6 protein-coding genes are annotated in these 9671 nt (G+C 54.4%); 3 read left to right on the top strand and 3 right to left on the bottom strand.

Going from position 1 to position 9671, the window contains the following annotated elements:
• Positions 1–554 precede the first annotated feature (554 nt).
• Entirely contained in the window at positions 555–2081 is a 1527-nt protein-coding gene (locus ABX962_RS20665; protein ID WP_372721912.1) for a hypothetical protein, read from the top strand.
• Between the two features lie 231 nt (positions 2082–2312).
• On the opposite strand, the gene ABX962_RS20660 is transcribed toward ABX962_RS20665, so the two are convergent.
• The 3 genes from ABX962_RS20660 to ABX962_RS20650 form a co-directional block, all read right to left on the bottom strand.
• Positions 2313–2552, bottom strand: coding sequence for a hypothetical protein (locus ABX962_RS20660; protein WP_372721911.1), 240 nt, complete (start codon positions 2550–2552; stop codon positions 2313–2315).
• 585 nt (positions 2553–3137) lie between these two features.
• Positions 3138–4427: a sodium:calcium antiporter gene (locus tag ABX962_RS20655; RefSeq protein ID WP_372721910.1), complete on the bottom strand. Its 1290-nt coding sequence runs from the start codon at positions 4425–4427 to the stop codon at positions 3138–3140.
• A gap of 144 nt (positions 4428–4571) precedes the next feature.
• On the bottom strand, positions 4572–5708 hold the full coding sequence (locus ABX962_RS20650; protein WP_372721909.1) for a serine hydrolase domain-containing protein: 1137 nt from the start codon (positions 5706–5708) through the stop codon (positions 4572–4574).
• A 219-nt stretch (positions 5709–5927) separates the two neighbouring features.
• On the opposite strand from ABX962_RS20650, the gene ABX962_RS20645 reads away from it, so the two are divergent.
• A complete protein-coding gene (locus ABX962_RS20645) occupies positions 5928–9257 on the top strand; it encodes a PSD1 and planctomycete cytochrome C domain-containing protein (RefSeq protein ID WP_372721908.1) in 3330 nt (1109 codons plus the stop codon).
• Between the two features lie 7 nt (positions 9258–9264).
• Positions 9265–9671: DUF1501 domain-containing protein (locus ABX962_RS20640; protein ID WP_372721907.1), on the top strand; the 407-nt coding region annotated here is incomplete at its 3' end.

The following is a 9671-nucleotide window of genomic DNA, read 5'->3' as shown; positions in this document are numbered from 1 at the left end:
TGGCGAAAGGAATGGTCCAAATCATCAAATACCACGCCCGTAATCGCAGCCAGGACGCGGCGATCGCCAAGATGTTCGACAATGGGACGCCGCCGAATGCGAATCCGTCCGCGTTTGTGGGGCTGAGTGTTGGATGATCGACGTTTGGTCATCTTGTTTGATTCTCGGTAGGACTTGTCGCGATCTTGGTTTTACCCGCGACGCTTTTCCAAAAGCATTTGACAGGCAAGCACATTCGGTTGGAAGCAGCTAAACAGGGAAAAGTTCCCTTGGAAACAGCCTTCTTGGGGGAGAACCCAAGCACAACGGAGTACGATGAAATCAAATCGACGACGTTGGTGGCCACCACACAGGAATTAAGACTGTTTATCATAAGCAGTGCACGATGGTTTTGTACGTCGAATTAGCCGTAAAAACAGACCGAAAAGTGCCCGTCCTTGCGATAAGAACGCGTAAACTGCGGTGATTGAGCTCGGGCATTCCCAAAATTCAGTTCGTCTTTTTTCAAATCCAATCCATTTTCTCCAGCCCCGCTAAAGTCGCGGGAGGCGTTTATGTTGAATCACTGTCATATTTGCCGCCAAATCGCGATCCTTTCTGCGTCCGTGTTCGTCACGGCTGTCTTGCTTTCGCCGTTATATGGACAAAGTGAGGAGGACTATCAAGCGATGCAGGAGCAGATGGAGATGGGGTATGGCGGTGAATCACGTCAATCCGCTCCCACGTCGATTTTTTCGTCGATGAACCTCGCGCCGTTGATGGCAGCTTCGATCCCAGCGATGGAGGACAAACGTCCACCTCTGAAGAAACAGTGTGATGAAGCATTTCTAGAGGGGCGAATGGCGACCGCACTGGAATTATTTTTTGGCAACTTGGTGATCGAGCCGGAAAAGGCCAGCGAACAGCTCAACAGCGTCAAGTACAGCGCGATGCTCAAACGTCCCGTGTGGCAGATCCGCTGGGGAGTCTCGTTGGCCGTGCGAGGCGACGATGCGGGCGACAAGGGGGCGATCAGGGAAGGCTCGGGAGGCAATCGAGGAAACTCAGGCTTTCGCGGGGAAGAGTTTGGTGTGAGTGACATGGGACCCGACGAATTTGGCATGAGCGACGGGGCGATGGGCCGCGGAAACAACATGGCCGCCGCGGCGAACTTGGACCAAACCGCCGAAGCCGAACTCGAAGAGGCGCTGGGGTTGGTTGCAGAAGTGACAGCGGAGCAATTTTCAGTGCGATTTTCGCGAGGGGATTTTGGCTTGGCACTCTCGTCGATCGCGCCACCCCCGCCTGTTGTTGATACGCCAGGCAACGGCCCCAGCGATGCAATGGATCAGGAAATGAACGAGTCGATGGAGCGAGAGCGGATGGAGCAAGAGCAGATGCGGATGGAGCAGGAGCGGATGGATATGGAGCGATCGATGGATTCCAGCTCCGAATTTGGCGGCAACCGAGCTGCCAAGATGGAGGTGGTCCCACCGCTCGACGAGACACCAAAAATTGACTCCGGGCTCGAGCCATTTCCGATGTGGAAGCCTGGGATTGTCTACCTCGGATCGGTCAGTTCGGCCGAAGCGACCAAGAAAGCCAAAGCGCGCGACATCGACTTTATCTTGCATTTCGATGTGATATTAAAAGAGGGCCGCGAAGGGGCAATTCAAAACATTTCTCGCTGCCGAATGATTCGCGTTGCCGATGGCAAAACGATTGGACTTTCCAAACCGTCGGACAGCTTCGAAGTCCAGCGTCCTGGGACGGTGGCGCGTGATTACGTGAACGAACAGATCGCCAATCTGTTTGCCATCATCGATCGACAAATGGTCTTGGTCGCGATGCCAACGTTGTCGCCCGAGATCGCCAAGCGACGCATCGCCTCGCTGTTTTCGGGGTCAAAAGCCGACCGCATGAAGGCATTGGCTGAGATTCGGCTGTATCAATCCCAGCAGTTGATCAGTGACGAGGATGTCGAAAAAGCGTTCTACATCATTGGGGGGGCCGATGGGATGAGAATGCTGCATGGTACCCAAGAGGATCAAATTGCCACCCTGCATGAGTGGGTGACCGAGACGTTGACGATCGAAGAATAGATCGCAAGTTTGCCATGGTTCTGCTCGACCGCAAACTTTTCCACTGCAACTGCTCTGCCGCACAATTTGCATGACGATCCTCGTCATGCAAACAGTACGGCAGAGATGAAATCAACGTGGCTGGCATTTCCGCTATCCCTGGCGATCCAGCGTCGTCTTTGGCAGCGTCATCTGTGGCAGCGTCGTCGGCTGGGGTGACGTCAGTCGGGGGCTCCAAACCCATCGACAAAATCACATTGCCACCAGCATCAAAACATCTGCCGCGGGGGTTAAACGCACGTTCTTGCAGCGTGACAATTGGAATTGACGAGGAGCTTCGCGGCACAGGCATAGCCCCAAGAAGCGATAGCTACCCATAAATCGAATCGGGCTGACGATTCGGTGGGTTTGATTGCCATCGGCATCGACGTAATCCATTTCGATGACGTAGTTGTCACAGTCGTGCATGGCGCGTCGCAAAATCGTGTTCATAGGTACCTCGAAAGAATTTAGGGGAAGTCGTTTGCTTGACTACTTCCAATATTCGTGATGCCTTTGACACGTCAGGTCACGACGTCAAAAAAATTTTTTTGAATAGAGAAAAGACGAAGTGACGGCGCCAAAAACAGTGCGTTCCCAACGCCGGAGGCCAACGCCGAGTGTCCCAAAAAAGTTTTGAAGTTGCGTTTTTCAGCCACGCCAGTGGCGGCAGCATGTAGCCTGGGGCGTAAGTCCCAGGAAAATGAAGAAAACAATGATCCGAAGCCCCGGAGGGGCGACAGAAAGCGAAATGATCGATCGCTGCCGCCCCTCCGGGGCTATGGTAACGTTTGGCTCCGGAAATCCTGGGGCTTACGCTCCAGGCTAAATGCTGTCGTGACTCCGGCACTTTAAAATAGCGCAACTTCAAAACTAACGCGTCGGGTTAGGATTTGCCGGGAGAGACGACAATAACGCAACTTCAGGCCCCAAAAGCCGCGAGCGCTCCCCAAAGTAGATGGACATTGGCCGTACGGCACCGGGGCATCCGTGGGAAGCGGCCGCTGACGCGTCGCGGCTCACCAAATCAACAAGCCGTTAACCGATCGTCGGCAACCACTGCAGCAGCGATTGCAATGCGTCGGACCATTCCAGTGCCCATGTCATTTGTTGGCTGCGGGCGACGATATAGAACACGAACAGCACGTAGATTCCCAGCAGGATCAACGCCTTTGTGCGTCGCATTTCGACGTACTCGATTCCCGCTTCGTTGACACCACGTTTGCCAAGGTAATAGACAAAGAAACCGACGATCGTCAGTACCAGTAACAACAGTCGCAATTCACCACTTTGGGCGGCAACGTCGGGCGACATTTCAATCGGGCCATGCAGCAGGGTGAACAGGAACAAGGGAAAGCCGAGTGCAAAACAAATGTCGAACACATTGCTGCCCAGCGCGTTGGCCACCGCGTCATCATAATCACCATCGCGTGCATCGCGAATCGACATCACCATGTCGGGAACGCTGGTGGCCATCGAGGCAAAGATCACCGCAACAAACATCGCGGGCATGCCAATCCCTTGGAATTCGTAACCCAACAAGGTGTAACTTGGATGCTCGACACTTCCCGTTCCCAGCCATTCGCATGCTTTGACCAACAACCAGCACGCGGCACCGATGACGGCGGTCGATGCCAACAACAGCGGCCAACCGTTCCAGGTTTCCTCGTCGATTTGTTGACGATGTTTTTCACGGACGAAAACACGTTCCATGTCCATCAATGGTCCGAGTGAAAGCCAATAGAACGCGTGCCCGAACACGCTTCGCTCGTCCGCCGATTCGTCTTCGGCATCTTGCTCGTCATCGTCCGACATGCCTTCGTCGGATGCCGCAGTACGCTTCATCGACAGCAGCATGAAGGTGAGATAGGTTCCATACAGCCCCATCAAGATCAAGCCTTGCCACCAATGCAATTGGGCACCGTTGATCAACAGAATCAAGACGATTTCGCAAAAGATCAATGACAATCCGTCACGCAGCAACACCTTGGTGGAAACGTTCACCGACGTCACGCGAACTCCCATCACGACCGCTCCGACGACCGACAAAATGCACGCTGCGGGAATGATCATTCCGTTGAACAAGGCACTGCCGGCGGTGGTGCCGATGCCGACTGAAAATCCATCTCGATCCGACAGCACGAAGAGTGCAATCAGCGTCGTAAACAGCTCCGGCACACTGCTCGAGATCGCGTTGATCGTTCCTCCACGGACGCCTTCGGAAAGGTTGCGACCAATGTACTCGGACGCAATTTCAAAACTGTCACATGCCCGCCAAATCAACAGGCAGGTAAAGAAAATTAGAACCAGTGGAATCACGATTCCCATCAATCACTCTTGCTTCAAAAGACACGTTTTACTGCAGGACACCCCCCATCGATTGGCATGCGAATGCGAAGCAAACCACGGCGGGAGGAAGGCAATGTGATAAGGGCTGATCCGGTGCCCCGCAATCGGTCTCGCAAATCGCAGCTAGTTTTGTCGGATCATCTCGAGCAACTCGATTGCCAAGGCATCCACGGCGTCGGTCGCGGTATTGGCGAGCACAACCACTGCGGATTGAGTTTTGCGATCGATCAAGATGATGCTGTGATAGCCCCCCGTTTGACCGTTGTGACTGCGAGTCGAATTGTCACCCATCAAGTGCCAACCGAGTCCCATCGAGGAATCGCCGTTTTTTCCAACGTGATGTTTCTGCCACGCCAATTCGATCGCCGCGCCGATCTCGTTTTGCGGCACCTGCAAATGCATCTTTGCGAACTGCAACATGTCCACAATCGAGCTGCGAATGCCTCCGGCCCCCGGCATGTCGGCAAAATCCCAGTTCGATGTCGGTTGTTTTTGAGTGTCGTAGGGAGTGGCCAATTTCGCGGTTTGAGCTGGATTCAACACGACGCGGGTGTCAGGCATCCCCAACGGATTGGTGAGACGCTGCTGCAATAATTTGTCGTACTCTATTCCCGCTTTGCGTCCGATCCCGTGCCCAAGCAACCCAAAGGCAAGATTCGAGTACTCGTACTTGGCACCGGGGGCCCGGCGGAGAGAATGCGAGTTTAGAAATTCGTAGGCCAACGCGGACGTGTAATCACCGTAAGGATTTGCGGTATGTAGACTAGGCATGTTGTTGGCTAATCGCGGCAGCCCTGACCGGTGCGTGGCAACATCAAGGACGGTAATCGGACGATCCTGCCAACGCGGCATCGTGACCCCCGTGGGCAACAGCTCGCTGGCATCTTGATCCAAGCGGATTTGGCCTCGCTTGACGGCGTCGGCTAGCAGAATACCGGTAAACACTTTTGAAATCGAACCGATCTCGTAAAGTGTCGCGTCATTCGGCGGAGGCCCGATTTCACTGGTGCGTCCTTGATGTACCGTCGCGGATACGTCGCCGTCGATCACCGCGATCGAAACTCCGACCATCGATTGAGATTGAATGTAGGTTTGGGCGACCCTTTGCACGCGTTCCTTTAGCGTTTCAGCAGGAAATGGCTTGTTCGAGTTTGTTTCGGCGGAGTCGGTTTCGAAGGGGATTGCTTCGGGCAAAAAGCAAACTAAATAGAGTGCGACCAAAAAGGTGCGGCCAAATATTGCGAAAACCGAACGAGGCATTGGATTCCAATCGATCAAGGTGGGGGGCCATTTTAGCGGCAAACGGCTGGCAAAATAATTCAGCGTGGCAATTCGCTTTGATGACGACGCCAGAGACTTTTATACTTACACTATTGGGAGGACCCCCGCCGTATTGTCCCCCTCCTACGAACTCGGATTCCCGATTTTCGTTGGATTTTTCCCACCGATTCCGCTGAATCATTGAGCCGTCATTTTCATATGAAACGTATCTTCTCTGGATTGCTCTGCTTCTTGATCACCACGTCCCTTCTATATGGGGATGGACTGACGCCGCGTGAAGAGTTCTTCGAGAACCAAGTCCGGCCGCTATTAATCGAAAAATGCCAAGAGTGTCACGGGCCGGAACTGCAGGAATCGGATTTACGGCTTGATAATCTGGCGTTTGTTTTGCAAGGCGGTATCAGTGGCCCGGCGGCGGTCGCTCGAAACGTCGAAGAGAGTTTCATCATCAAAGCGGTGCTGGGCCAAGATGGCTTTGAACGGATGCCGCCCGATGAACCCTTGAGCCGTGCGGAAATTACGGTATTGCAAAAGTGGGTTCGGATGGGATTACCATGGCCCGCCAGCGACGAGCCGGTGACGCCATCGCTGGGCGACCAAGTGGCGATCAACAAGGTGGCCGAGACCCATTGGGCATTTCAACCGATCGCAAATCCGACGGTGCTTGAGATCGAGGGACCATGGAAAACGTGGGCCGCCCATCCGATCGATGCGTTTATTGCTCGCCAGTTGATTGACAACGACTTGCAACCCTCGCCCGCCGCAGAGCGAAGCGTCCTGGTTCGACGACTCTATTTTGACTTGATCGGGCTGCCGCCGACGGCGGACCAAGTCGACGCGTTTGTCCATGATCCCAAGCCGACGGGCGAAGTGGTAGCGAACACAATCGATCAACTATTGCAGAGCGATCATCACGGCGAACGTTGGGCACGCTATTGGTTGGACCTTGCTCGCTATGCCGACACGCGGGATTGGCAGGCGCAAGCCGAGCTTCGTTATCCCTACGCCTATACCTATCGCGATTACGTGATCGACAGTTTGAATGACGACAAACCCTATGATCAATTTTTACGTGAACAGATCGCTGCGGACTTTTATAACGACGATCCTGCGGCGCCCGAGTTGGCAGCACTGGGATTGTTGACAGTCGGACCGCAATTTCGCAACAACAAGGTCGAGCAAGCCGCCGACAAGATCGACGTCGTTTGTCGAGGGCTAATGGGGATCACCGTCGCCTGCGCCCGATGTCACGATCACAAATATGATCCCGTCCCCACCGAAGATTTTTATTCGCTGTACGGTGTGTTTGCGAGTTCCAAGACGGCAGACGATTTTCCCGTTATCCCGACTGGCGATCCTCCGATTTCCATGAAGGCCGATTTCGAAAAGAAGCTTGCCGCGAAACAACGCGAATTGTTGCAATACAAAAAGCAGCTTCGCACGGACGCCGTCCGAGAACTTCGCAGCAAGCTGCCTTTGTACATCAAAGGCTTCACGATGATGGGGCTCGAACGCAAACTCGACATTCGCGGCGCGATCAGCAAATTGAAAGTCGTCGACATCGCGATGACACCGCTGAATGATTCACTGACAAGTGAACTGAAGAGCAATCGTTGGCAGGATGATCCTGTGTTGGGCCCATGGCACGACGGGTTGTCGATCAGCGAGGCTGAATTCAAGAAACAGCAGCCGGCGCTGCTAAAAAAATGGTCGGGCGACGATTCGCTCAATCCGCGGATCAAACAGAAATTGACATCCTCGCCGCCTAAATCGCGTTCCGACTTGGCGCTGGCCTATGCCGATGTTTTCGACGAGACCCTCAAGCAATGGAACGGTTTTAAGAAAAAGCATCCTGATGCGGAAGGTTTTGACGACGAATCGAGTGAAGCAATCCGAGTCCGTCTGCTCGGCCCCGGAGGATGGTTTGACCTGGACGTCGAAAAAGTGGCTTTGGCATCACGGTTGTCCGGCAAAGGCCGCAAGAAATTAGGAGATCTCGAGAAGGCGATTACTGAGGTCGAAGCGAGTCATCCGGCGGCACCCCCGCGGGCAATGACGGTCGTGGATCTAGAAAAGCCGATCACGCCATTTGTGATGCTGCGAGGTGAACCCAACCGGCGGGGTGATCGAGTGCCACGTCAATTTTTGAGCGTGTTGTCCGATGGAAAACCCAAGCCGTTTCGCAACGGCAGCGGACGGCAAGAATTGGCCGAATCGATCGCGGATGAAAACAATCCGCTGACCGCTCGCGTGTACGTCAATCGAGTCTGGGCACGCTACTTCGGCAGCGGATTAGTGGAATCGCTCGACGACTTTGGTTTGCGGACGTCGCCGCCGAGCCATCCCGAACTTCTGGATTGGTTGGCAAGCGAATTCATGCGTAACGGATGGTCGATGAAATGGCTGCACCGCACGATCACTTCAAGCAACGCGTATGCTCAATCGAGCGACGCGAACGATCGTGGCTTGCAGCTGGATCCTGAAAACCGATTGGTTTGGCGTCAGAATCGTCGCCGTCTTGATTTCGAAGCGATGCGAGATTCGATGTTGACGGTCGCCAATTCGCTGGACCGAACCATCGGCGGCCGTTCGGTCAAACTGAGCGAGATTCCTTACACACATCGCCGCTCGATCTATGCCTACATCGACCGTATTGAATTGGATCCGATGCTGCGGACGTTCGATTTTGCCTCGCCGACCGCTTCGGCGGCCTCGCGTGCTGAAACGACGATTCCGCAACAAGCCTTGTTTAATATGAACCACCCGTTCGTCGCCGAATTGGCGCGGGAAGTGGCGGGAATCGCGGCGGGTGATGCGGCGGTCGAGACGCAAGTCAAAACGGTTTACCGGCAAGTCTATAGCCGCGATCCATCGCCACAGGAACAATCGATGGCGACTGCGTTTTTGCGTTCGTCGTCCGAGACGGTGGTGACACAAGGTCAGGTTTGGCAGTACGGATATGGACCGCTTGTCGCTGCTGAAAACTCGCATAATTCGCTGCCTGAGTTCACGCCGCTGGAATTTTGGACGGGATCTTCCTACCAAGTCAGCAGCGAATTTCCAGATCCTGTGATGAAGCATTTGCGTATCACTGCCAACGGGGCTCATCCAGGCAAAAACCAGGATTTCTGTGTGATCCGCCGCTGGACCTCGCCGAATGACGGCGTTGTCAAAATCAGTGGCAAACTGAAACACGCCCGCGACAATGGCGACGGTGTGACTGCCACGATTCGCTCGGACTCATTCGCTGAATCCTTTACCGTCGCCAACAGCGAAACCAAAACCACCGTGGATCGTTTGGCGGTGGTCAAAGGCCAAGTCATTGATTTTGTGGTCTCGCCGCGATCCACCACCACGGCCGATGCTCACATTTGGACGATCGAGATCGAGGGGATCGAAGGGGCGATTTCAGATGCGACATGGAATTCGAGTGCCGATTTCCAAGCACCCCCTCCCCCTCCGCTAACACCGCTCGCGCAATTGGCGCAAGCGTTAATGCTGACCAACGAATTTCTTTATATCGATTGATAACGCCATGACTTTCGAATCCATTGATCGCCGACGGATGCTGTCGCGTAGCGGCATGGGGCTAGGCATGCTTGCCCTGGCCGGAATTCTGAACGACGAATCTCAGAGTGCTCTCGTGTCGGCCAGCGAACCGATCGCCGGTAATTCGCTGAGCCCGCGTCCGCCTCATTTTCCGGCGCGTGCCAAACGCGTGATTCACTTGTTTGCCAACGGAGGACCGAGCCAGATCGATACGTTCGATCCGAAGCCGGACTTGGCCAAATTTGCCGGCAAAACGCTGAGCGATAAACTCGGACGTGACCGCCGACTCGGTGGCGTTGGCCATCCGTCGTCGTTCAAATTTAGCAAGCATGGTGAATGCGGAACCGAGGTAAGTGAGCTGTTTCCGAACATCGCCAAGCATGTCGACAAGAT

Source organism: Novipirellula sp., assembly GCF_041583735.1.
Classification (GTDB): domain Bacteria; phylum Planctomycetota; class Planctomycetia; order Pirellulales; family Pirellulaceae; genus Novipirellula.
Note: the sequence above shows the minus strand (reverse complement) of the source record. Positions and strands in the feature narration are given on the sequence as shown.

Excerpts from the sequence above, each read along its gene's own strand:
- ABX962_RS20665 (WP_372721912.1), top strand. The coding sequence starts at position 555 with ATGTTGAATCACTGTCATATTTGCCGCCAAATCGCGATCCTTTCTGCG.
- ABX962_RS20660 (WP_372721911.1), bottom strand. The coding sequence starts at position 2,552 with ATGAACACGATTTTGCGACGCGCCATGCACGACTGTGACAACTACGTC.
- ABX962_RS20655 (WP_372721910.1), bottom strand. The coding sequence starts at position 4,427 with ATGGGAATCGTGATTCCACTGGTTCTAATTTTCTTTACCTGCCTGTTG.
- ABX962_RS20650 (WP_372721909.1), bottom strand. The coding sequence starts at position 5,708 with ATGCCTCGTTCGGTTTTCGCAATATTTGGCCGCACCTTTTTGGTCGCA.
- ABX962_RS20645 (WP_372721908.1), top strand. The coding sequence starts at position 5,928 with ATGAAACGTATCTTCTCTGGATTGCTCTGCTTCTTGATCACCACGTCC.